Genomic DNA, 23,046 nt, shown 5'->3' with positions numbered 1-23,046 from the left:
CCGCTCCGACAATTTCCCACCGCCGGGTGCGGGCACGTGCCTCAGCCGAAGAACTTCGTCAGGATCTCCGCCAGTGCGGCCGGCCGCTGCAGCACGCCGTGGTCCTCTCCGGGCATCACGGTCAACTCGGCGCCGGGCACGGTCGCCGCGACGGCCTTCGTCCCCTCCGCGAGGTTCGGCGCGGTCTGGTCGCCGTAGACCGCCAGCACCGGCACGCCGATCCCGGCGAGCCGCTCGTACGGCATGACCTGCCAGGGCGCGCTGACCAGCACGTCGTACGGCAGGCTGGGCGCCTTGTCGGCCAGGAACGCCCACTCCGGCCCGGCCTTCATGCCGGCGACCATCTCGGCCGGGACGCCGACCGCCTCGACGAGGAACAACTCGGCCGCGCCGTCGCGGTCCCCGGCGGCCACCAGGGCCTTGAGCCGGTCGTACAGGTCGGCCGGCGGCCTCGGCTGGTTCTCGTCGGCGCAGTACGGCGGCTCGTAGACGGCGACCCGGTCGACCGGCAGCCCGTGCATGGCCCCTTCGAGCACGAGGACGGCGCCGGAGGAGTGGCCGAACACCGAGGCCCGGCCGCCGGCGTGCTCGATGACGGCCGCCAGGTCGTCGACCTCGTTGGCGACCGCGTAGTCCTCGCTCCTGTCGTCGCTGCCCACCCGGCCGCGCCGGTCGTAGGTCACGACGGTGAACGCCGAGGCGAGTTCGGCGCCGAGCCCGGCCACGGTCGAACGGTCGTTGAACGCGCCGCCGACGAGGATGACCGGCGCGCCCTGACCGATCGTGTCGACGGCGAGGGCCGTGCCGTCCGTGGAAGTGATGTTCTCGGTCATGTCCGCCAGCCTTTCAGGGAGCTACCGTCGTGTGAAGGTCATGTGGGTGACGCCGCTGGGGCCTGTCACCGATTCGATCTGGAAGCGCTTCTCGAGTCCCTCGAGCCCGTCCCACAGCCGCTCGCCGCGGCCCAGGGTGATCGGGACGACGGCGATGTGCATGTGGTCGACCAGGTCCGCGGCCAGGAACTGACGGACGGTGGTCGGCCCGCCGCCGATCCGCACGTCCAGGCCGCCGGCGGCCTCGCGGGCCTGGCGCAGCGCCTCCTCGGGGGTGGCGTCGACGAAGTGGAACGTGGTGCCGCCCTCCATCTCCACCGTAGGCCGGGGGTGATGGGTCAGGACGAAGACCGGCGTGTGGAACGGCGGGTTCGGCCCCCACCATCCGGTCCACTCGTGGTCCTCCCACGGGCCGCGCTGGGGCCCGAACTTGTTGCGGCCCATGATCTCCGCGCCGACGCCCTCGTTCCACGTGCGGGCCACGGCGTCCTCGACCCCGGCACCACCGCCCTTCTTCCCGAGCATGTCGCGGAAGATCCGGGTCTCGAAGAACCACTCGTGGAGCCGCCCGCCGGCGTGGCCGAACGGCTCTTCGAGGGTCTGACCCTCGCCGGTGGCGAAGCCGTCCAGGGAGACGGAGAAGTTGTGCACTCTGACGCGGGACATGGCTGATCTCCTGGTTCCGACCAGTGATTGCGGATTGCAATCACTGGAGATGAGCGTAAGCTAGGTGGTAGCAAAACGCAATCACTTCGGAGGTGGCCGTGCGAGAAGGACCGCGATCCGGCTGTGCGATCAACGCGGCGGTGGAGGCGCTCGGGGACCAGTGGAGCCTCATCGTGCTGCGGGACGTGATCTTCGGCGGGCGCCGGCACTTCCGTGACCTGCTCACCAACTCCGAGGAGGGGATCGCGTCGAACATCCTCAGCAGCCGCCTCAAGGCCCTCGTCACCGGTGGTCTGCTGACGCACGAGGAGGCCGGGCGGGGGCGGCGGGGCACCTACAGCCTCACCGAGGCCGGCATCCAGACGGTTCCCGTCATGGTAGCGCTCGGCTCGTGGGGGCTGCGGCACCGGCCGACGACCCCCGCCCTGGCCATCCGGGCGCGGCTGCTCGAGGAGGGCGGCCCGCCCCTGTGGGACGACCTCATGGACGAGCTGCGCGAGGAGCACCTGGGCATTCCCCGTCCCGAGCCCGATCGCCCGCGCGCGTCCCAGTTGCTGCAGGAGGCGTACGAACGCGTCCTGGCGACGTCACCCTGATCACATAGGGTGATCCACGTGACATCTGACCCGCGCGGCCGTGTCGTCGACCTCAGTCATGTGGTCCGGCACGGAATGCTCACCTACCCGGGCCTGCCCGGGCCGGAGATCGGCGACCACCTGACGCGTGAGGATTCCCGCGGGCGCTACGCCCCGGGCACCGAGTTCCACATCGGCCGCATCACGATGGTGGCGAACACCGGCACCTACCTCGACACGCCGTTCCACCGCCTCGCCGACGGCGAGGACCTGGCCCAGGTCGACCTGTCCCGGCTGGTCGACGTCCCCGGTCTGCTGGTCGACGTCTCCGGCTCCCCCCGGCGCGGCATCGGCGCCGACGCGTTCGAGGGCCACGACGTCACGGGGCGCGCGGTCCTGCTGCGTACGGGCTGGGACAGGCACTGGGGCGGCCCGTCCTACGGCGACCCGGGCCACCCCTTCCTGACGGCGGACGCGGCCGCCCTGCTGGCCGACCGGCGACCGGCCGTCGTCGGCATCGACAGCGTCAACATCGACGACATGGCCGACGGACTCCGCCCGGCCCACACCGCCCTGCTCACCGCGGGCGTTCCGATCATCGAGCACCTGCGCGGGCTCGACCGGCTGCCGCACACCGGGTTCCGTCTCCACGCGGCGCCCGTCGCCGTGTCCGGCATGGGCACCTTCCCCGTCCGGGCGTACGCCCTCGTCCCCTGACCGCTTCGTCCGGACCACATCACCCGAACCAGCCTCACGCTGAGCCGTACAGCAATGGGCAGGAGAGATAGGCCGGGCTTAGCTAACTTAGCTAAGGAGGTTGGCGATGTCAGAGGGCGCTACCGAGCAGTACAACATTCACGAGGCGAAGACGAACCTGTCGCGCATCATCGACCGGGTCGAGCATGGCGAGGAGATCGTCATCAGCCGTGCCGGTCGTCCCGTTGCCAAGGTCATTCCCTTCCCGACCAAGGTGAGCCGCCGCGGCAGAGGCTCTTTGAAAGGTCAGCTTCACATGGCCGACGACTGGGACTCGCCTGAGGTCAACGACGCCATTGCCAGGGATTTCGGTCTGCTGCCGTGAAGATGCTCCTCGACACACACGTTGTCCTTTGGTGGCGGCTGATCGCTCAGGCCCGGTTCGAAGGACTCTCCTTGGTTACCAGGGACGGCCAGATCCCCAAATACGACGTCCACGTAGTGGCGGTCTGAACGTGGCCCATCCCCGGCACGAAGGAAGCCGTTGAAGACGCCGGCAGCCTTCATGACGACCCCGTATAAGTGCGCTTCTAAGAAGTCGACTTCTTAGAAGCGCACTTATACAGGAAGCCGTCCTACTGCTCTGGTGCGAAATGGGTGAGGACCTCGGGGTTGGCCATGGCGTCGGGGTTGGCGGCCTTCTCGACCGGGGTGCCGAGCAGGATCTTCCGTACGGGGACCTCCAGCTTCTTGCCCGACAACGTCCTCGGGATGCCGGGGACGACGTGGATCTCGTCGGGCACGTGCCGGGGCGACAACTCGGTGCGCAGGGCCGTACGCAGGCGGGACACCAGGTCGTCGGACAGGGACGCGCCGTCGGCGAGGGTGACGAACAGCAGCAGCCTGCCCTCCTGGCCGAGCTGCCCGGTGTCGATGACGAGGCTGTCGGCGATCTCGTCGAAGCGCTCCACGACGCGGTAGAACTCGCTGGTGCCCATGCGCACACCGCCGCGGTTCAGGGTCGAGTCGGAGCGCCCGTAGATGACGCAGCCGCCGTCGGGGAGGATCTTGATCCAGTCGCCGTGCCGCCAGATGCCCGGGTAGTCGGCGAAGTACGACTCCCGGTAGCGGTCGCCCGAGGGGTCGTTCCAGAACATGACCGGCATGGACGGCATCGGCCGGGTGATGACGAGCTCCCCCACTTCGTCCACGGTCGAGGCACCCGAGGGGTCGAAGGACTCGACGGACGCGCCGAGGCAGCGGCACGGGATGACGCCGGCCCGGATCGGCAGCAGCGGCACCGCGCCGACGAACCCGGTGCACACGTCGGTGCCGCCGGAGAACGAGCCGAGCTGCACGTCGGGCTTCACGTCGGAGTAGACCCAGGCGAACCCCTCGGGTGGCAGCGGCGAGCCGGTCGAGCCGATCCCGCGCAGCCGGTCGAGACCCTCCGGCTTCACCCCGGCCTTCATCGACGCCGTGATGTACGGCGCGCCGGTGCCGAAGTAGGTCACGCCCTCCTCGGCGGCCAGCCGCCACAGCGCGCCGGTGTCGGGGTGGGCCGCGCTGCCGTCGTACAGCAGGACGGTGGACCCCACCAGCAGGCCGCCGATGAGGTAGTTCCACATCATCCAGCCGGTGGTGGTGTACCAGAAGAACACATCGCCCTCGCCGAGGTCCTGGTGGAAGGACAGCGACTTGAGGTGCTCCAGCACGATCCCGCCGTGACCGTGGACGATGGGCTTGGGCAGGCCGGTGGTGCCCGACGAGTACAGCACCCACAGCGGATGGCCGAACGGCACCCGCTCGAACTCCAGCGGCGCGGTCTCGGCGCGCAGGTCGTCCCAGCTCGAACCGTCGTCGATCGCATCGGCGCCGAGGGTGGGGATCCAGACGGTCGCCTCCAGCGTCGGCAGCTTCCCGGCGATCTCGCGCACCACCGCGGACCGGTCGTACGCCTTGCCGCCGTAGCGGTAGCCGTCCACCGCGACCAGCACCTTCGGCTCGATCTGGGCGAACCGGTCGGTCACGCTGGGCGCGCCGAAGTCGGGCGAGCAGGAGGACCAGATCGCCCCGAGCGAGGCGGTGGCCAGGAAGGCGATGAGGGCCTCGGGGATGTTCGGGACATAGGCGGCGACCCTGTCGCCGCGCCCGACACCGAGCCGTACGAGCCCCGCCCGGACCCGGGCGACCTCCTCGCGGAGTTCGCCGAGCGAGTACTGCCAGCGACTGCCCGATTCGTTGCGGAAAATCACCGCCGTCCGGCCGGGGTGGCCGCGCAGGGCGTTCTCGGCGTAATTCAGCGCCGACCCCGCGAACCATTCGGCGTCCGGCATCGTTCCCTGGATGACGGGCCCGTCACCACGTGTACCGACCACACCGAAGTAGTCCCATATCGATGTCCAGAAGTCGGCCGGCGACTCGACCGACCACTTCCACACGTCCTCGTAGTCCCCCGTACGACCCAGTCGTTCCAGGTAACGGGTGATCCGAGCCGCACGTACGACGTCGGGCGTGGGTTCCCAGAGCAGAGCGCCTTCCTCGACCATGCCCCCATCTTGGCGACGCTTGAGCAGCATGTCACCCTTCCGGCCCACATAGAAAGGGTCTGTCATATGTGGGTCCTGAGCTGGTCGATCACCGTCCGGGCAGCGGTCCCGATCGCGGCGTCGGCGCGCGGCTGGTTCTGCGCCGTGCTGAGCGACCGGGTGAACACGGCCACCGCGTAGCGCCCGCCGTCGGGATACTCCACCACCCCGACCTCGTTGCGGAGCGTCGGCAGCGTGCCCGTCTTGCCGCTGACCGCGACGTCGTCGAACGGGAAACCGGAGGCCAGCCGGTGCGGCCACACCTGCAGCGCCATGAGGCGGCGAACCGCCGCGCAGGAGGCCCCGCCCGCCGCCTCGTCCCGCCAGATCATGGCCAGGAGCCGGGTCATCTCGCGCGGCGTGCTCCGGTTGCTCCGCGCCGGGTCGAGCGCGCGCAGGCGCGCCACCACCTCGGGGTCTGCGCACGCCTGGGTCACCGCGGCCTGGTCCGCCACGCCCGCGTCCACCCACAGGCTGGTGAGCATGTCGCGGCAGTCGTGCACCACCCGGCTCGCCGTCAGCCCGAGGCCGTCGAGCAGCGTGTTGACCGCCTCCCGGCCCACCCGGGCGAGCAGCACGTCGGCCGCCGCGTTGTCGCTCACCGCCATCATCAGGTACGCCAGGTCGCGCAGCGACAGTGTGGCGTCGTCCAGCATCGCCGCCAGCCCGGTGCCCCCACCCGTACGGTCCGCGGCCGGCACCCGGACGCGCTCGGCGAGGTCGAGCAGCCCGCGCTCGGCCTGGCGGTGCAGTTCGAGCAGCAGGGGCACCTTGAAGACCGACGCGAGCACCACCGGCTCGTCAGCCCGCAGGCCCACCTCGCGCCCGCTGTCGATGTCGACCGCGTGCAGCCATCCGGTGACCCCCGCGTTGCGGAAGACGCGCTCCACGGGGTTCGTCGCGGGGTTCGTCGCAGAGTTCGTCGCGGGGTTCATGCGAGGAACCCGGTCGCCGGGCGCGGCGCCACCCGCTGCGGAGGCGGGGCGCCTTCGTCCACCATGCCGGCGCCGCCTTTCAGCACCTGTACGGCCACTGTGGTGAAGTCCCGCACGTACGGGCCCGGCTCGGCCCGCCAGGCCGGGGAGCAGCGCCAGGCCAGGGGCGTGCCCGCGAGGGGCCGCCACACCACGCCCGGCACCTCCGCGGGGACGCCGAACGCGACGGCCGTGCCGGACAGGACCAGTCCGAGGGCGAACTCCGCGCGGTCGGTGCAGATGATGTCGGCCGGGACGAAGCCGCCGCGGCGGCAGGTGGCCAGCGTGTCGTCGTACAGGCCGGGCTCGGCGTCCCTAGGGAACAGCACCAGGTCCCGCCCGGCCAGGTCGCCGAGGTGCACGGTCGCCCAGGCGGTCAGCTCGTCGCCCTCGGCCAGGAGTACGCCCGGATGCCGGACGAGCACCGGCCCGTAGGCGAGGCCGTTCGCGGCGACCGGATGCCGCAGCAGACCGACGTCGAGCCTGCCCTCCAGCAACGCGGCGACCTGCGCGGCCGTGCCCATCTCGGTCACCGACAGCCGTACGTCGGGGCGGCGCTCGCGGAACCCCGCGATGAGCGCGGCGAGCACGGCGGCGCCGAGATCGGCGGGAACACCCGCCCGTACGACGGCGGAGTCGCCGCGCGCCAGATCGGACATGAGGTCGCGCATTCGCTCCACTCTGGCGACGATCTCACGGGCCTCCGGCACCAGCAGCCGGCCCGCCTCGGTCAGCGCGACCCGCCGGCTCGACCGATCGAACAGGCGCACGCCCAGTTCCTCCTCCAGACGCCTGATGCGCTGGCTCAGCGGCGGCTGGGCCATCCCCAGCCGCGCGGCCGCGTTCCCGAAATGCAGCTCTTCCGTGACGACGAGGAAGTAGCCGAGATGCCGGACAAGGTCCACGAGCTGGGAGCATATCCGAACCGCACATGAAGCACGTTGATATCCATATTGGACATACTCCCAGCGCATCTGCTGCTCTTGGCGTGCACTCGATTCGAAGGGGGACGCATGCGAGAGCGGAGGCGCTGGCCGTACGTGACCGCGGCGGTGCTCGTGCCGGTGGTGGCCGCGGGGGCCGCCGTGTGGGTGCTGCGCACGAAGGGCTCACCGGAGGAGACCGCGCGGGACTTCCTCGCGGCATGGTCGCGCTCGGACTACGCGGCGATGCGCGCGCTCACCGCCGATCCGCCGGCCGGTTTCGAAAGCACCTACCGCCGATTCCACGACGACCTGAAGCTCACCGGGCAGCGCTTCCAGGTGACGGGCGTACAGGAGGAGACCGTACGGTTCCGTGCCCGGCTGACCGGCCCGCTGCCCGTCTCCTATGACGGCAGGCTGCGGCTGGTCGAGCGCGACCGTTCCTGGAAGGTGGCCTGGACCCCGGCGGCGGTCCATCCCCGGTTGACCGGCGACCTGCGCGCGAAGCTCATCACGGTGCCCGCCGAGCGCGCCCCGATCACCGCCGCCGACGGCACCCGCATCGACACACCCGAGAGCCCCGGCTCCGTGCAGCAGATCGTGGAGGGGCTGCGCGAGCAGTACGGCTCCCGCCTGAACGGCACCGCGTCCGCCCGGGCGGACCTGGTGGACAGCCGGACGGGTTCGAGGGTCGTGACGCTCGCCGAGGGCGGCGCGAAGCCCGGCACGCCGCTGCCGACCACGCTCGACCTGCGGGTCCACCGGGCGGGGGCGCAGGCCCTGGAGGGTGTGGACAAGCCCGCGTCGCTCGTCGCGCTGCGCCCGTCCACGGGCGAGGTCCTCGCGGTGGTCAACAAGCCGGGCGGCTACAACCGCGCCCTGCTCGGCGCGTATCCGCCCGGGTCCACCTTCAAGATCGTGACCGCGTCGGCGCTGGTCGCCGGAGGCGTCACACCCGGCCAGACCGTCGAGTGCCCGGCCGAGAAGACGATCGGCGGCTTCCCGTTCCACAACTCCGAGTTCCACGACTACGGCACGCTGCGCTTCGTCGACGCCTTCGCCCACTCGTGCAACACGACGTTCGGCGACATGGCGGTGCGACGCCTCGGCGCGGACCGCCTGGCCAAGGTGGCCGCCGACTTCGGGTTCGGCGCCCGCATCAAGATCGGGGTGCCCGCCGTGGACGCCGCCTTCCCCGCGCCGCACGACGACACCGATCTCGCGTCCGCCGCCATCGGCCAGGGCCGCGTCCTGGCCAGCCCGCTGAACATGGCCGCGGTCGCCGGCGCCGTCGCCGCGGGCACCTGGCGGCAGCCCCGCCTGGTCCCGGCCTCGCTCGTCCCCGAGGGCGGCACGCCCCCACGCGCGCTGGAGCCCGCGGTGGTGTCCGCGCTGCGCCGCCTCATGCCCGCCGTCGTCAGCGAGGGCACGGCGAGCGGCGTCTCCTTTCCCGCGGACACGGCCGGCAAGACCGGGACGGCCGAGTACGGCTCGGCCGAGGACGGCGAGAACCCGCCCACGCACTCGTGGTTCATCGGCTACAAGGGCGACCTGGCCTTCGCCGTCGTGGTCGAGGGCGGCGGCACCGGAGCACAGGTGGCGGCCCCCGTCGCGGCCCGCTTCCTCAAAGCGCTGTGACGACGCTCAGTACGGCCAGCCGGGGACGTTCAGCCGGACGCGGTAGAGGCCGAAGTTGCCGCTGTTCCCGCCACGGGAGGGTGTGCCCGAGGTGATGTACAGCGTCCGGCCGTCAGGGCCGCCGAAGGCGACGTTGGTGGTGTTCAGCCCGGCGGCGATCGTGCCGAGCTGTACGCCGGACGGAGCGTACACGTGGACCTTTCCGTCGTTGAAGGAGGCCTGGTAGAGGTTGCCGGCACAGTCGATGGTCGCGCCGTCCGAACCGTTCAGGGACGCGAAGTCGGCGCGGGTGCCGACGCTGCCGTCGGGGTTGACGGGCCACTTGTAGACCCGGCCCGTGCCGTTGCCGCCGACGTAGAGCGTCTTGCCGTCGGGGGACAGCACGATGCCGTTCGGCTCCCGGATGGTGTCGTCGATCAGCGAGACGACGCCGTTCTTGACCCGGAACACGCCGGTGCGGCCGGACATCTGGTCGGGCCGGTTGGCGCGCTGGAAGTCGGGATCGGTGAAGTAGACGGTGCCGTCGGCGCCGACGGTGAGGTCATTGGGTGAGTTGAAGGCGCGGCCCTGGTAGGACGAGGCGACCACGCCGCGTGTCCGGTCGGGCAGGCGGAAGGAGGAGACGCTGCGCTGGTCGTGCGTCGCGGCCAGCAGGGTGCCGCCGTCCCGGCTGAGGGCCAGGCCGTTGCTGCCGGAGCCGGGGATGAAGGTTTCGAAGGTGCTCGGCTCGGTGAACCGCAGGACGTCCGCGGGCTGGACGCCTTCCGATCCGGTGCCGTCGCGCATGAGCGACAGCAGCAGGGTCTGGGTGGTGGCGTCCCAGACCGGGCCTTCCAGGAAGTTGAACCCGTCCCGGATCTTGGTGGCGGTCACCGACGACGACGGCAGGGGGTCGGGGTAGGCCGCGCCCGGCGTGCACGGTCCGACGCCGGGGCGCGGCGTGCCCGGTGTGGGGGTGACGGTCGGCGAGGGGGTCGGCGAAGGAGTGGGCGTCGGTGACGGACTGGGTGTCGGCGACGGACTGGGCGTGGCCGTGGGGGTGGGGCTGGGGGTCGGGCTGAGGGTCACGGGACCGCTGCACATGACACCGTTGAGCCAGAAGGTGGTGGGCACGGGGTTGGCGCCGGTGAGGTTCGCGGTGAATGCCGTACCACTGACCGTGGCGTTGGTGGCGATGGAGCCGTTGTAGGACATGCTGGTAGCGGTCACGTGCCTGCCGGACTGCGTCCAGGTGGCGTTCCAGCCGGACGCGATCGTCTGGCCGGAGTCGGGGAAGTCGAACTCCAGCTTCCAGCTGCCGACCGGGTCGCCGAGGTTGGTGATGGCCACGTCGCCCTGGAAGCCGCTGCCCCACTGGTTGACGATTTTGTAGGTCACCTTGCATCCGGCGGCGGCCGCGGCCGGCATCGTCGTCATCGCGACTCCACCGGCGGCGACCAGCGCGGCGGCCAGTCCGGTGGCCGCGACGGTGGCCGCGACGGTGGCGAGACCTCGTCTCATCGGGAAGTCCTTTCGCGAGACGACGACGGGCGACTGCCGCCCACGTCCAGGTGCCGGCCGGGGGCGGGAGGCCACCGGCACGCCACGCGGCGCACCGCCGGCCGCGCGTTCTCGAAATTAGGCGACCGAGTGGGCGACCGCGATCGGTCGCCGGGTACGGCGTTCGCGGTGTGAGACCCGGTGTGATCACCGTTGCGGCGGTGACCGGTCGTGCGCCGCGCCGGTGACCGCCTCAGCCTGGGCGAACGCCACCGCCCGCCCACGCGGCGAGCCGATCGGCGGCCGAAAGGAACCCCGGCCCCGGCGCTGAAACGTTCAGCCCGCGTCGAGCGGCGTCGGGCGGGTGCCCGGGCGGACTTTCCGACGCCCCTGCTGCCTGAGTGGCCGTCCTGCTCCCGCGGCGCGGGCGTGGTGTCATCGCCCGCGCGGTACGGCCGGTGCTCGCCGAGTCCTGGGGTCAGCGGGCCGTACGGTCGGCCGGGGTGGTGAGGCGAGCGACGGCGGCGACGACCTCGGAGGGGTTGGACAGGTCGGGCAGCACGATGTCGGCGCCCGCCTCCTGCAACTCGGCGGTGGTGGACCGGCCCGACGCCACCGCGATCATGGCCGCGCCGCCGATCTTCGCCGCCTGGACGTCACGGGTGGAGTCGCCGATGAGCACGGTGTTGCCGGCGGTGAAGGCGACGCCGTACCCGGCCTTCGCCCGGCCCTGGGCCACCTGCAGCAGGGTGGCCTTCGGATAGACCTCCTCGCCGTAGCCGCCCACCTCGACGTCGATCCACTTGTCCAGCCCGAACGCCTTGAGCTTGTGCACGGCGTTGCTCTTGATGGTGCCGGTGAGCACCGACTGCACGACGCCGTCGAGGCGGGAGACGGCCTTGAGCGCGTCCTTGGCTCCGGGCAGCGCACGGCCGTCCTTGGCCAGCCGGCCGCGCCGCTCCGCGAAGCTGACGGCCAGCGCGTCGATGAACCTGGGCAGGTGATCGTCCTCGACCGCGATGCCGTTGACGGCCAGCGTCTCGAAGATGATCTCCGAATCGGGGCGGCCCGCCGCCGGTGCGAGCTTCACCAGCGGCCGCCCTGTCACCAGCCGGAACGCGTCCGCGTAGGCGTCACGGGTGACGATGGCGACGTCGACGAGCGTGAGGTCGACGTTCCAGAGAACGAGGCGGTTGATCGCGGCCTCCGTGGGGGTGCGGTGTGGATCGTGCTCAGCGTACGGCCCACGCAGGGGTGCCCGCTGTACCCACAACCACCTGGATGACCCCGCCCAGAGCGGACAGAGCGCTAGGTACCGGCCGAAACACGCCCTCACGCCCTCTCCGGGCACCCGTTACACCGGTAGGCGCCGTAACCGGAACCCGGCCCGTGCGGCATGTGGAGTGTCCGCAAATCCACCGCGGGTTCGGCCCGAACCCGCCTTCCCCCCTTCCGCCCGCGCCCCGGCGATATTAATCGTCCACCACTGCGCGAACAAGATATTGACAAGATCTGTCACCGGCGCTTCTCTTAACGATCAGCACCTGTAAACGTTTTTTGCTCCCTCCGCGCGGTTCTTGGCACTCGTCCCACCCTGTCCAGAATGAGGCAGACGTCGTGTACCGAAAGCTGGGTTCTACAGTGCTGGCCGTGGTCCTCGCGGCCGGCCTGACCGTAACTGTCGAAGTGGGACGGGGCGGGACCGCGGCGTACGCCGCTCCCCCTGCCGCCGAGCCCGACCCTCCGGCATCGGCGGAGGAAGCGCCCACGGACGAGGCGGCCGGGCGGGCCGCCCGCGAGACCGGCCGCCCGGTCGAGGTGCTGGCCAAGCGCGGCGAGGATCGGGAGACCTACGCCAACCCCGACGGCACGTTCACCACGGTCGAACATCTGCGCCCCGTGCGGGTGCGGCAGGGCGACTCCTGGGTCGGGCCCGACACGACGCTGGTCAAGCGCCCGGACGGCTCGATCGGGCCTCGCGCGAGCACGGTCGGGCTGTCGCTGTCCGGCGGCGGCGACGCGCCGCTGGCCCGCGTCGCCAGGGCCGGCCGCGAGATGTCGCTGAAATGGCCAGGAGGACTCCCCGAACCCGAACTGCGGGGCGACTCGGCCGTCTACCACGACGTCATGAAGGACGTCGACCTCGTCGTACGGGCCGACGTGGACGGCTTCTCCCACACCCTCGTCGTCAAGACCAGGGAGGCCGCCGCGAACGGCGCGCTGACCCGGCTCACGCTCGGCCTCGGGGGCGCGGGGCTGGGCGTGCGGACGAAGGACGGCGGCGCCGTCGAGGCGGTCGACGCCGCCGGCGGCGGGGCGCTGTTCGAGGCGCCCGCGGCGGTCATGTGGGACTCCGGCGCCCCGGCCCCCGCGCTGAAGGCGGCGACCTCGGCTCCGCTGGAGCGCGGCCCATCCGACACCTCGAAGGTCGCCAATCTCAACGCGGCCGTGGAGGGCGGGAACCTCACGCTCACCCCCGACAGGGCGCTGCTCGACGATCCCGGCACCCGCTATCCCGTCTACATCGACCCGGTGTGGAAGACGGTCAAGGCGTCGGCCTGGGCGTACGTGTCACGCACCTATCCCAGCCAGTCGTACTACAAGTTCGGTGGCAAGGCCGACTCGGGCCTGGGTCTGTGCTCGGGCGACTCGAAGTGCGCGCCGTCCGACGTCAAGCGCATCTTCTACCGCATGCCGACCAGCGCGTACGCCGGCAAGTACATCATCTCAGCCGATTTCGTGGCCAAGGAGACCTGGTCGTACTCCTGCGACGGCCGCACCGTGCAGCTGTGGCGGACCAAGGGGTTCGTCGAGGGCTCGACGTGGAACTCCACCAAGGACAACTGGCTGGAGCACCTCGACACCCGTGACGTGGCCAAGGGCTGGTCGTCCAGCTGCCCGGCCGGCGACGTCGAGTTCAACGCGACGAAGGCCGTCAAGGACGCCGCGGCCGGCAAGTGGTCGACCACGACGTTCGGCCTGCGCGCGGGCTACGAGACCGACGCCTACGGCTGGAAGCGCTTCGCCGACGACGCCTACCTGCGGGTCAACTACAACACCCCGCCCCCGCAGCCGAAGATGTCGAACCTGTCGATGAACCCCGGCGGCACCTGCGTCTACTCCCCCGCCCCCGCCGTGCGTGTGCCCCCCACCATCTCGGCGGTCCTGCACGACGCCGACTCCGCCGACGCCAAGAAGGTGTACGCCGAGTTCGGCGCGACCTGGGACGGCGCGCAGAAGTGGTCGTCGGGCAAGATCGGCCCGAAGACCACCGGCTCGACCTTCCAGGTCACGCTGCCGGCGTCGATTCCCGAGAAGAAGACCATCAACTGGTACGTCCGCACCTGGGACGGCTACCAGTACAGCCCGTGGAGCTACGCGGGCGACGCGACCGCGTGCTACTTCACCTACGACAAGAGCGTGCCGGCGGCTCCCACGCTGTCGTCGACGGCCTATCCGCAGTCGGACCCGGAGAACGAGGCCGACCCCTGGTACGACGGCGTCGGCCGCTACGGCCGTTTCACCGCGGCCTCGTCCTCGGCCGACGTGGTCAAGTACTGGTTCGGCATCAACTCCAACCCGACCTCCGCGAACGAGCGCAAGCCGTCCAGTGCGGGCGGGGCGGTGACCATCGACATCGCGCCCGACCACGCCGGGCCGAACTACCTCACCGTGAAGGCGTTCGACGCGGCGGGCAACTCCAGTGAGATCGGGCGCTACGTGTTCCGTGTGAAGGCGGGCTCCCCTGCCAAGGCCCAGTGGGCGCTGGACGAGCCGATCGACTCCCCGCAGGTGACCGACGTCTCGGGCGCGTACCCGGCGACCGTGTACGGCGGGGTGACGCTCGGGGTGGACGGCGTGTCGAAGACCGCCATGCAGACCAACGGCACCACGGGATACGCGAAGACCGCCGGGCCGGTGCTCGACACGCGCAGCGGCTTCGCGGTGTCGGCCTGGGCGCGGCTCCCCGCGACCAAGCCCACGCACGCCGGGATCGTCGCGACCCAGATCGGGAGCCTGCGCAGCGGGTTCGAGCTGTACTACTCCTCCAGCTACGACCGCTGGGTGTTCAACCGCTACAACAACGACACGACCGACGGCACGATCACCCGGGCCGTCGGCACGGCGGCGCCGCAGGGCGCCGAGTGGACCCATCTGGTCGGCGTGTACGACGCGGTGGCCAAGAACATCAAGCTGTACGTCAACGGCAGCCTCCAGGCCACGACGGCCTACACGACCCCGTGGAACGCCACCGGCCCGGTGCAGATCGGCACGGGCTGGTACGGCAAGCTCGACGCCTTCTTCCCCGGCGAGATCGACGACGTGCGGCTGTTCGACCGCATCGTCACGCCCGAGGAGGTCGGCAACCTGTTCACCCAGCACCCGGTGGTGGCGGCGCGCTGGAAGCTGAACGACTCCGCCTCCGCCGTACGGGCCGCCACCGCCTACTGGAAGATGGACGAGGCGGCCGGGGCCCCGCGCGCGGAGGAGACGGGCGGCGCCTACCCGGCCGGTCCGCAGGGCGGCGTCACGTTCGGCGCGGCGGGGCGGTTCGGCAAGGCCGTGCGCCTCGACGGCACGACCGGCTATCTCAAGACCGGCGGCCCGGTCCTGCCCGACACCACCAAGAGCTTCTCGGTGTCGGCCTGGGCGAAGCTCCCGGCGACCAAACCGACCCACGCCGCGATCATCGCGACACAGGCCGGCTCCCGCCGCAGCGGGTTCGAGCTGTACTACTCGTCGTACTACGACCGGTGGATCTTCAACCGGTACGACAAGGACAACGACGACGACGTGATCACCCGGGCGCAGTCCTCGGCCGTGCCCGAGGGCGGTGTCTGGACACACCTCGCCGGTGTGTACGACGCGGCGAACAAGCAGATCAGGCTCTACGTCAACGGCAAGCTCAACTCCACGACGGCCTTCACCACGCCGTGGAAGGCCACCGGCCCGGTGCAGATCGGGGCCGGCTGGTACGGCACGCTGAAGTCCTACTTCCCCGGCGACATCGACGACGTGCGGCTGTACGACCAGATCGTCAGCGACTCGGAGATCGCGACGCTGGCCTCCGGCGCCTCGCTGACCATCGCCGCCGACGACGGCCCGTCCGGGCGCCACGTCACGCTGAACGGCAACGCCAGGATCGACCAGGGAGCCGGCTGGGTCGGCACCCCGCCGGGCGGCCTCGCGCTGGACGGCGACGGCGACTACGCCGCCACCTCCGTCCCGGTCGTCCGCACCGACGAGAGCTTCACGATCGCGGGCTGGGTGACCACCGCGGGACGGCCGTCCAGGGCCGCGGCGGTCTTCAGCCAGGAGGGCTCGGTCAACAGCGCGTTCACCCTGCGCTACCGGCCCGACCCGGCCGACCCGGCCAACGCGGGCGGATACCAGATCGAGATGCCGGACAAGGACGCGACCGGCGCGGCCCGGCCGACCGCCGAGCACTCGGCCTTCCAGTCCGGCTTCGACTGGGACCACGTGGCGATCGTGTACGACGCCTTCCAGGACGAGATGCGGCTCTACGTCAACGGCGAGCTCGAACAGGTCGAGGACACGGTGTCCTGGCGCCACAACGTGCTCGGCTTCAACGCCGGCAAGGGGCTCCAGCTCGGCCGCACCAAGGCGGACGGCGCGTGGGGCGAGTACTGGCCGGGCGTGATCGACGACGTCTGGGCCTTCCAGGGCATCGCGACCGAGGAACAGATCCAGATGCTGGCCGGCGGCACCGAGCTGGCCACCGACACCGGCCTGTAGAGAACCGGCGACTCGAAATCGAAACCAGGCCCGGCCGCCACGCGGCGGCCGGGCGGGAGGTTGCGCATGTACGGGTTCCCCCACCCGAAGCGGTTCAGCCAGCGGTTCAGGCAGCGGTCGAGGCAGCGGTTCAGACGCGGGGTCGCCGCGGTCACGGCGCTCGCCACCGTCGCGGCGTCCCTGGTCGCCCAGCCCGCCCAGGCGGCGGCCCCGGACGCGGGACGCCCGGAGGTGAACAGCGCCGAGCGCGTGGTCCGCGGCGAGACGCTGGGCGTCAAGCCCCGCCGCCCCGACCCGGCCGGCGCCCCCGCCACGCGGCCACGCCCGTCCGGCGAGGTGAAGGTCACCTCCCCCGGCGCCGTGCGGATGCTCGACCGCGCCGCCGCCGAGCGCGCGGGCGTCGACGGCGCCCTGTTCACCCTCGCCCCCGCCGAAAACACGGCCGCCAAAGACACACCGACCAAGGACAGTGCCGCCAAAGACAGTGCCGCCAAAGACGTCGCGGCCGGCGGCACGACGAGTGTCACGGTCGACTACTCGGCCCTCGCCGACGACTTCGGCGGCTCGTACGGCAGCCGGCTGCGGCTGGTCCGGCTGCCCGCCTGCGTGCTGACCACCCCCGACCAGCCCGCCTGCCGTACGGAGACGCCGGTCCGCGCGCGCAACGACGCGGCGAAGGGCACGCTCACCGCGACCATCCCGGCCGCCCCGCAGGCGGCACCGGCGACGGGGACGGCGGCCCTCGCGGGAGAGCAGGCGACCGTGCTGGCCGCGGTGTCCGGCGACTCCAGCGACAAGGGCGACTACAAGGCCACCAAGCTGTCGCCGTCGGCCACCTGGACCGTGGCCGAGCAGTCGGGCGACTTCTCCTGGTCGTATCCCCTGCGGGTGCCGCCGGTCCCCGGTGAGCTGACGCCCAAGGTGGAGATCGGCTACTCCTCGGGCGCGGTGGACGGCCGCACGTCCAACACCAACAACCAGCCGTCCTGGGTGGGCGAGGGCTTCGACTACTGGCCCGGCTACATCAAGCGCGCCTACAAGCCCTGCGCGGACGACGGGGCGCCGAAGGACCAGTGGGGCACCCCGCCCGGCGACCAGTGCTGGGCGTACGACAACGCCGTGATCAGCTGGAACGGACGCGGCGGCGAGCTGATCCAGGCCTCCGACGGCACGTGGCGGATGAAGAACGACGACGGCACCCGGGTCGAGCGCCTGAAGGACACGGCCAAGGCCAACGGTGACGACGACGGGGAGTACTGGAAGCTCACCACCCCCGACGGCGTGCAGTTCTTCTTCGGGCTCAACCGGCTGCCCGGCTGGAGCAGCGGCAAGCCGGAGACGAAGTCGGCCTGGACCCATCCCGTGTTCGGCGACGACGCGGGCGAGCCGTGCCACGCCTCCACCTTCGCCGCCTCGTGGTGCCAGCAGGCCTACCAGTGGAACCTCGACTACGTCGTGGACCCGCGCGGCAACGCCATCACGTACTACTACCAGCAGGAGGGCAACCACTACGGCCGCAACCTCAAGCCCGAGGACGAGACGCCGTACGTGCGCGGCGGCTGGCTCGACCGCATCGAGTACGGCCAGCGCTCCGACACGCTCTTCACCGCCAAGGCCCCGGCGCGCGTGGTGTTCGGCGTCTCAGAGCGGTGCCTGAAGACCGACGCCTTCGACTGCGACCCGAGCAAGATCGGCTCGAACCCCACGAAGTGGCCGGACGTGCCGTACGACCTGAACTGCACCGCCGGCACCGAGTGCAAGGCGACCCACGGAACGCTCGCGCCCACGTTCTGGTCCCGCAAGCGGCTGACCGGCGTCACCACACAGGTGATCAAGGCCGACGGCGGCTACCGTGACGTCGACAACTGGACCCTCGACCACCTGTGGGGCGACGCGGACATCGACCAGGCCCTGCTGGTGAAGTCGATCGCGCACACGGGCCGCGCGACCGGCAGCCCGGTGACACTGCCCTCGGTCACTTTCAACCACGTGCAACTGCCCAACCGCGTGGACAAGCAGGGCGACGACATCCCGCCGTTCGTCAAGTACCGCCTCGGGGCGGTCTACGACGAGTCGGGCGGGCAGATCGACGTCAACTACTCCGACGCCGACTGCGCGCTCGGCTCGCTGCCCACCCCGGAGACCAACACCCGGCGCTGCTTCCCGGTGAAGTGGACGCCCGCCGGGTACGAGGACCCGATCACCGACTGGTTCCACAAGTACGTCGTCACCCAGGTCGTGCAGAGCGACCGCACCGGCGGCTCCCCCGACGCGCTGACGACGTACGAGTACCTCGACGGCGCCGCCTGGCACTACGACGACGACGACGGCATGACCAAGGAGAAGTACAAGACCTGGTCGCAGTGGCGCGGCTACGGCCGCGTACGGGTGCGGACCGGCGGCTGGAACGACCTGCGCTCCCAGGTCGAGACGCGCTACCTGCGCGGCATGAACGGCGACCGGGCCGGGCCCGGCGGCGGGACCAAGAAGGTCACGGTCTCCGACGGCGAGGGCGGCAGCGCCGTCGACGAGGACCCGCTGCAGGGGTTCGAGCTCAAGCGGACCGAATACGAGGGCGTGGACGGCGCGGTCGCGGTCAAGACCGTCAACACCCCGTGGTACCAGGAGACGGCCAAGCGCACCCGGAGCTGGGGCACCGTCACCGCCAACATCGTCAACGTCGCCAAGACGCACACGTGGACCGCGATGGACGGCGGCGGCTGGCGGGAGACCGAGAGTGCGACCAAGTACGAGCCCGTCGCCGGTCTCACCACCCAGGTGGACGACAAGGGCGACCTGTCCACCACCGCCGACGACCGGTGCACCCGCACCACCTACGCCCAGAACACCGGCGCCTGGATGCTGAGGTATCCGTCCAGGGTGGAGACCGTCGCGGTGGCGTGCTCGGCCACCCCCGACCGGTCGAAGCAGGTCGTCGAGGACGACCGCACCTTCTACGACAACGGCGCCTTCGGGGCCGCGCCCACCAAGGGCGACATCACCCGTGTCGAGACGATCGCCGCGCACGACGGCACCACCGCGACGTACGTCGCCAAGGAGATCTCGACGTACGACGCCTACGGCCGCGAGCTGACCACCAAGAACGCGGCCGGCCACGTCACGACCACGGCCTACACCGACACCGGCGGGCTGAACACGGGTGTGAAGGTCACCGGGCCGCCGGTGGTCCCCGGCGACTCCTCGACGGCCCACGTCACCAGCCAGGAGAAGGACCCGGCGTACGGGTTCGAGACCGTCAAGATCGACGCCAACGGCAAGCGCACCGACCTGGAGTACGACGCGCTCGGCCGCCTGCTGAAGGTGTGGATGCCCGACCGGTCGAAGGCCGCGAGCCAGACGCCGAACCTGGAGTTCGGCTACCGCATCGTGGACGGCGAGATCGTCGCCATCGGTACGAAGAAGCTCGACGCCGAGGGCGGCCAGACCCCGCCGACGTACGAGCTGTACGACGGGCGGCTGCGGCTGCGCCAGACCCAGGAGCCGGGGCCGGACGGCGGCCGCCTGGTCAGCGACAAGTTCTACGACTCCCGGGGCAACGTGGCCCGCGAGTACGGGCAGTACTACTCGACCGCGGCCCCCTCGACCAAGCTGTTCGGCGCGTACGACGGCGACGTCGAGTCGCAGAAGGTGTTCGACTACGACGGCCGCAACCGGGTCACGCTCGAACGGTTCCTGGTCGGCAACGGCGAGACCAAGGAGAAGTGGCGCACGGTCACCAGCTACGGCGGCGGCCGGGTCACCGTGGACCCGCCGACGGGCGACACGCCGGTGACCACGCTGACCGACGCCCGCGACCAGATCGTCGAGCTGCGTCAGTACAAGGGCGACTCGCCGACCGGCGACTACGACAAGACGACCTACACCTACACGCCCGCCGGCAAGCTCTCCACCGTCAAGGACCCCGCGGGCAACGTGTGGACCCACTTCCACGACCTGCGCGGGCGGGAGACCGAGGTCCGCGACCCCGACAAGGGGACGACGAAGACGACGTACGACGACCTCGACCACGTGCTGACCACCACCGACGCGCGCGGCAAGAAGATCTTCAACGTCTACGACTCCATGGGCCGCAGGACGGAGACCCGCGAGGGCTCGGCGACCGGACCGCTGATGGCGTCGTGGACCTACGACACCGTGCGCAAGGGCCAGGCGTCCAGCGCCACCAGGTACGTGAACGGCCAGGCGTACACGACCACGTTCAACGCCTACGACAACCTCTACCGGGCCATCCGCACGACCGTGACGATCCCGTCCGCCGAGGGCGCGCTCGCGGGCAGCTACGTGTTCGACACGCGCTACAAGCTGGACGGCACCGTGCAGTCGGCCACCTATCCCGACGCCGGCGGCCTGCCCGCCGAGACCGTCGTCTACTCCTACGACGACCTGCGCCGGCCCACCACCATGTCGGGCCTGTCGCCTTACGTCACCGACTCGATCCACAGCCTCACCGGCAAGCCCGAGCAGTACGAGCTGTCGACCGGCGGCAAGAAGACCTGGTTCACCTACTCCTACGAGTACGGCACGCAGCGCCTCCACTCGTCGCGGGTGGACCGCGAGGACGTGCCGGGCGTGGACCGCGACGCCACCTACACCTACGACGCCGTGGGCAACGTCGTGTCGATCTCCGACGTGTCCCGCGGCGGCACCGACATCCAGTGCTTCGGCTACGACTACCTGCGCCGCCTCACCGAGGCCTGGACGCAGGGCACCCGGTCGTGCGCGGGCACGCCGAGCGCGAGCGTCGTCGGCGGCGTCGCGCCCTACTGGCAGTCGTTCGGGTACGACGTCACCGGCAACCGCACGAAGGAGGTCGAACACGGCGTCGGCGGCGCGGCCGACACGACCCGGGCCTACGACTACCCGGCCCCCGGCTCGCCGCATCCGCACGCCCTGTCCGGCGTGACCCAGACCGGCGGCGCGGGCGCCCGCACCGAGTCCTACGCCTACGACGAGACCGGCAACACCACCGGCCGCGCGATCGGCGCCACGTCCCAGACGCTGGAGTGGGACGTCGAGGGCCACCTCGCCAAGGTGACCGAGGGCACGAAGGTGACCTCCTACCTGTACGACGCCGACGGCAACCGGCTCGTCCGGCGCGACCCCGGCGGCACCACGCTCTACCTCCCGGGGCTGGAGCTGCGCCTGGACAAGGCCACGGCCAAGGTCCAGGCGACCAGGTACTACACCCACGACACCGTGACGGTCGCGGTGCGCACCACCGCGGGCGTGAAGTTCCTGGCCGCCGACCAGAACGGCACGGCGGAGCTGGCGATCGACGCGGCGAACCAGTCGCTGACCCAGCGCCGGTTCAAGCCCTTCGGCCAGCTGCGGGGATCGCCCCCGGGCTCCTGGCCGGGCGAGAAGGGCTTCGTCGGCGGCACCGTGGACGACTCCACCGGGCTCACCCACCTCGGGGCGCGCGAGTACGACCCGGCCACCGGCAGGTTCATCAGCGTCGACCCGATCATCGATCCGCACGACCCGCAGCAGATGAACGGCTACGCCTACGCCGGCAACAACCCCGTCACCTTCACCGACCCCGACGGCAAGTTCTGGGGCAGCTGGCTGGCGATCATGCTGGCGCTCCTGCGGGCCCTGCTGGCCGTCCTCAACCACGGCGGCGGTGGGGGCGGTGGAAACCACCACGGCGGTGGCGGCGGTGGGAGCCACGGCGGCGGTGGATACACCGGCGGTGGGGGCGGCGCCCCGCACCGCTCCGGCCCGAGCTTCGGCTCCACGGTGAAGAGCAACACCCTGGCCAGCGTCGACCCGCGCAAGTTCACCGCTCTGGGCTGGCTGGCGTACGGGCTGGGCGGCCCCGCGGACATGCTCAACACCTGGGGGGAGAACTTCAAGGAGAGCCGCCGCGTCATGGCCGGCCTCTACAAGCTCAAGTCGGTCAGCTATCCGGAGGGCAACTGGCTGACCAAGTGGCTGTGGAAGGGGCTCAGCAAGTGGTACGACGCGAAGGCAAACCGGATCGAGGCGCGCGGCATCAAGTGGGGCGGCCGGCTCGGTAAGGCGGGCAAGTTCGTCGGCAGGTTCGGCGTCGTCGCCACCTTCGCCGACGGCGCGCTCACCCAGTGGAGCAGCGACTCGGGCAAGGACGTCAACACCGGTGAGAAGATCGCGCGGGCGACCATCCGCGGGGCGGCGGTCGCGGGCGGCTCCTACGCGGGCGCCACGATCGGCGCGGCGGCGTGCAGCCCGGGCGTCGTGCTCGCCGCCGTCTGCGGCGCCGCGGGCGCCTACATCGGCGGTATGGTCGGCGGCGTCGTCGGCGACACCGCGATCGCCGCGTACGACCACATGCGCAAGCCGGTGGTGAACACCGTCAAGTCGGTGGGGTCGGGTATCAAGAAGGGATGGAAGAGTCTCTTTGGTTAGCATGACGGGCGCCCTGGCCGACACGGCCGGCCTGGTGGCCGCCCCGGACGAGGTCGCGGGCTACCCGCACGCGCCGGTGTGGGCGGTGCTCGCCGCCGCCCTGCTCGCGATCCTCGGCTTCGTCAACCACGTCAGGTTCGTCCGAAGCGGGGCCGGCAGCACCTGGGCGGCCCGCTACTTCGACACCGACAACCCGAAGGAGCTGCGCAACCTGCCGTTCGCGCAGCTCCCCGGGGCCGTCATGCTCGCGATGTGGGCCGTGATGCTCGCCTACACCCGGGTCTCCGGTCAGGAGACCTGGGACGCGATCATGGGCCTGTTCCTGTTCGCCTCGTTCGTCGTCGGCGGTGTGGCCGTCAAGCGGCTCTACCGGCCGCCGCGCAGGGCCAAGCCCCGATGGCTGCTGGAGGAGGAGGAACGCCAGGCCCGCCGGGACGCGTGAACCCGAGTGGCTTTCCGGCGGCTCGCCGTCGGAAGCCACCGGAAGCCGCCGGGTAGCGGGCCGGGTG

The 23,046-nt window shown here is 71.0% G+C and carries 14 protein-coding genes; 7 read left to right on the top strand and 7 right to left on the bottom strand.

The window, feature by feature from the left end:
- Nucleotides 1-41: 41 nt before the first annotated feature.
- Both HHX41_RS12905 and HHX41_RS12900 read right to left on the bottom strand, forming a co-directional pair.
- The gene (locus HHX41_RS12905; RefSeq protein ID WP_182906127.1) at nucleotides 42-833 is read right to left on the bottom strand and encodes an alpha/beta fold hydrolase; all 792 of its coding nucleotides are present in this window, start codon (nucleotides 831-833) and stop codon (nucleotides 42-44) included.
- A 21-nt stretch (nucleotides 834-854) separates the two neighbouring features.
- Complete coding sequence (locus HHX41_RS12900; protein ID WP_182906126.1) at nucleotides 855-1,499, bottom strand: dihydrofolate reductase family protein; 645 nt, start codon at nucleotides 1,497-1,499, stop codon at nucleotides 855-857.
- Nucleotides 1,500-1,597: 98 nt separating this feature from the next.
- Between HHX41_RS12900 and HHX41_RS12895 the strand changes: the two genes are divergently transcribed.
- The 3 genes from HHX41_RS12895 to HHX41_RS12885 all read left to right on the top strand — a co-directional run bounded on the left by HHX41_RS12895 (nucleotide 1,598) and on the right by HHX41_RS12885 (nucleotide 3,155).
- A complete protein-coding gene (locus tag HHX41_RS12895) occupies nucleotides 1,598-2,095 on the top strand; it encodes a helix-turn-helix domain-containing protein (protein ID WP_182906125.1) in 498 nt (165 codons plus the stop codon).
- Between the two features lie 18 nt (nucleotides 2,096-2,113).
- Nucleotides 2,114-2,791 carry a cyclase family protein gene (locus tag HHX41_RS12890; protein ID WP_310741957.1) on the top strand — a complete coding sequence of 226 codons (678 nt, stop codon included), beginning with the start codon at nucleotides 2,114-2,116 and terminating at the stop codon, nucleotides 2,789-2,791.
- Between the two features lie 106 nt (nucleotides 2,792-2,897).
- On the top strand, nucleotides 2,898-3,155 hold the full coding sequence (locus HHX41_RS12885) for a type II toxin-antitoxin system Phd/YefM family antitoxin (protein WP_142648136.1): 258 nt from the start codon (nucleotides 2,898-2,900) through the stop codon (nucleotides 3,153-3,155).
- A 250-nt stretch (nucleotides 3,156-3,405) separates the two neighbouring features.
- On the opposite strand, the gene HHX41_RS12880 is transcribed toward HHX41_RS12885, so the two are convergent.
- The 3 genes from HHX41_RS12880 to HHX41_RS12870 all read right to left on the bottom strand — a co-directional run bounded on the left by HHX41_RS12880 (nucleotide 3,406) and on the right by HHX41_RS12870 (nucleotide 7,237).
- A complete protein-coding gene (locus HHX41_RS12880; protein ID WP_182906124.1) occupies nucleotides 3,406-5,319 on the bottom strand; it encodes an acetoacetate--CoA ligase in 1,914 nt (637 codons plus the stop codon).
- 62 nt (nucleotides 5,320-5,381) lie between these two features.
- On the bottom strand, nucleotides 5,382-6,293 hold the full coding sequence (locus HHX41_RS12875) for a serine hydrolase (protein ID WP_182906123.1): 912 nt from the start codon (nucleotides 6,291-6,293) through the stop codon (nucleotides 5,382-5,384).
- The gene (locus tag HHX41_RS12870) at nucleotides 6,290-7,237 is read right to left on the bottom strand and encodes a LysR family transcriptional regulator (RefSeq protein ID WP_182906122.1); all 948 of its coding nucleotides are present in this window, start codon (nucleotides 7,235-7,237) and stop codon (nucleotides 6,290-6,292) included. Before HHX41_RS12870 ends, HHX41_RS12875 begins: the two co-directional genes overlap by 4 nt.
- Nucleotides 7,238-7,345: 108 nt before the next feature.
- Between HHX41_RS12870 and HHX41_RS12865 the strand changes: the two genes are divergently transcribed.
- A complete protein-coding gene (locus tag HHX41_RS12865; RefSeq protein ID WP_182906121.1) occupies nucleotides 7,346-8,893 on the top strand; it encodes a penicillin-binding transpeptidase domain-containing protein in 1,548 nt (515 codons plus the stop codon).
- A 6-nt stretch (nucleotides 8,894-8,899) separates the two neighbouring features.
- Here the strand turns inward: HHX41_RS12865 and HHX41_RS39665 are convergent, their stop codons facing one another.
- Both HHX41_RS39665 and HHX41_RS12850 read right to left on the bottom strand, forming a co-directional pair.
- Nucleotides 8,900-10,393: an SMP-30/gluconolactonase/LRE family protein gene (locus HHX41_RS39665; protein WP_220504003.1), complete on the bottom strand. Its 1,494-nt coding sequence runs from the start codon at nucleotides 10,391-10,393 to the stop codon at nucleotides 8,900-8,902.
- A gap of 457 nt (nucleotides 10,394-10,850) precedes the next feature.
- Nucleotides 10,851-11,570 carry a haloacid dehalogenase-like hydrolase gene (locus HHX41_RS12850; protein ID WP_182906313.1) on the bottom strand — a complete coding sequence of 240 codons (720 nt, stop codon included), beginning with the start codon at nucleotides 11,568-11,570 and terminating at the stop codon, nucleotides 10,851-10,853.
- A gap of 419 nt (nucleotides 11,571-11,989) precedes the next feature.
- Between HHX41_RS12850 and HHX41_RS41720 the strand changes: the two genes are divergently transcribed.
- The 3 genes from HHX41_RS41720 (at nucleotide 11,990) to HHX41_RS12835 (ending at nucleotide 22,979) form a co-directional block, all read left to right on the top strand.
- Complete coding sequence (locus HHX41_RS41720) at nucleotides 11,990-16,129, top strand: LamG-like jellyroll fold domain-containing protein (RefSeq protein ID WP_182906120.1); 4,140 nt, start codon at nucleotides 11,990-11,992, stop codon at nucleotides 16,127-16,129.
- Between the two features lie 66 nt (nucleotides 16,130-16,195).
- On the top strand, nucleotides 16,196-22,537 hold the full coding sequence (locus HHX41_RS12840; protein WP_182906119.1) for an RHS repeat-associated core domain-containing protein: 6,342 nt from the start codon (nucleotides 16,196-16,198) through the stop codon (nucleotides 22,535-22,537).
- Nucleotides 22,530-22,979 (top strand): hypothetical protein, encoded by a 450-nt coding sequence (locus tag HHX41_RS12835; protein WP_169982851.1) that lies wholly within the window; start codon nucleotides 22,530-22,532, stop codon nucleotides 22,977-22,979. Before HHX41_RS12840 ends, HHX41_RS12835 begins: the two co-directional genes overlap by 8 nt.
- Nucleotides 22,980-23,046 lie beyond the last annotated feature (67 nt).

It is taken from the genome of Microbispora sp. H13382 (assembly GCF_014161445.1).
GTDB lineage: Bacteria > Actinomycetota > Actinomycetes > Streptosporangiales > Streptosporangiaceae > Microbispora.
This window is presented reverse-complemented; position numbering and strand designations above follow the sequence as displayed.

What these genes read in the sequence shown, in the direction of transcription:
- HHX41_RS12905 (WP_182906127.1), bottom strand. Translation starts at nt 833, where the DNA reads ATGACCGAGAACATCACTTCCACGGACGGCACGGCCCTCGCCGTCGAC.
- HHX41_RS12900 (WP_182906126.1), bottom strand. Translation starts at nt 1,499, where the DNA reads ATGTCCCGCGTCAGAGTGCACAACTTCTCCGTCTCCCTGGACGGCTTC.
- HHX41_RS12885 (WP_142648136.1), top strand. Translation starts at nt 2,898, where the DNA reads ATGTCAGAGGGCGCTACCGAGCAGTACAACATTCACGAGGCGAAGACG.
- HHX41_RS12880 (WP_182906124.1), bottom strand. Translation starts at nt 5,319, where the DNA reads ATGGTCGAGGAAGGCGCTCTGCTCTGGGAACCCACGCCCGACGTCGTA.
- HHX41_RS12875 (WP_182906123.1), bottom strand. Translation starts at nt 6,293, where the DNA reads ATGAACCCCGCGACGAACTCTGCGACGAACCCCGCGACGAACCCCGTG.
- HHX41_RS12865 (WP_182906121.1), top strand. Translation starts at nt 7,346, where the DNA reads ATGCGAGAGCGGAGGCGCTGGCCGTACGTGACCGCGGCGGTGCTCGTG.
- HHX41_RS39665 (WP_220504003.1), bottom strand. Translation starts at nt 10,393, where the DNA reads ATGAGACGAGGTCTCGCCACCGTCGCGGCCACCGTCGCGGCCACCGGA.
- HHX41_RS12840 (WP_182906119.1), top strand. Translation starts at nt 16,196, where the DNA reads ATGTACGGGTTCCCCCACCCGAAGCGGTTCAGCCAGCGGTTCAGGCAG.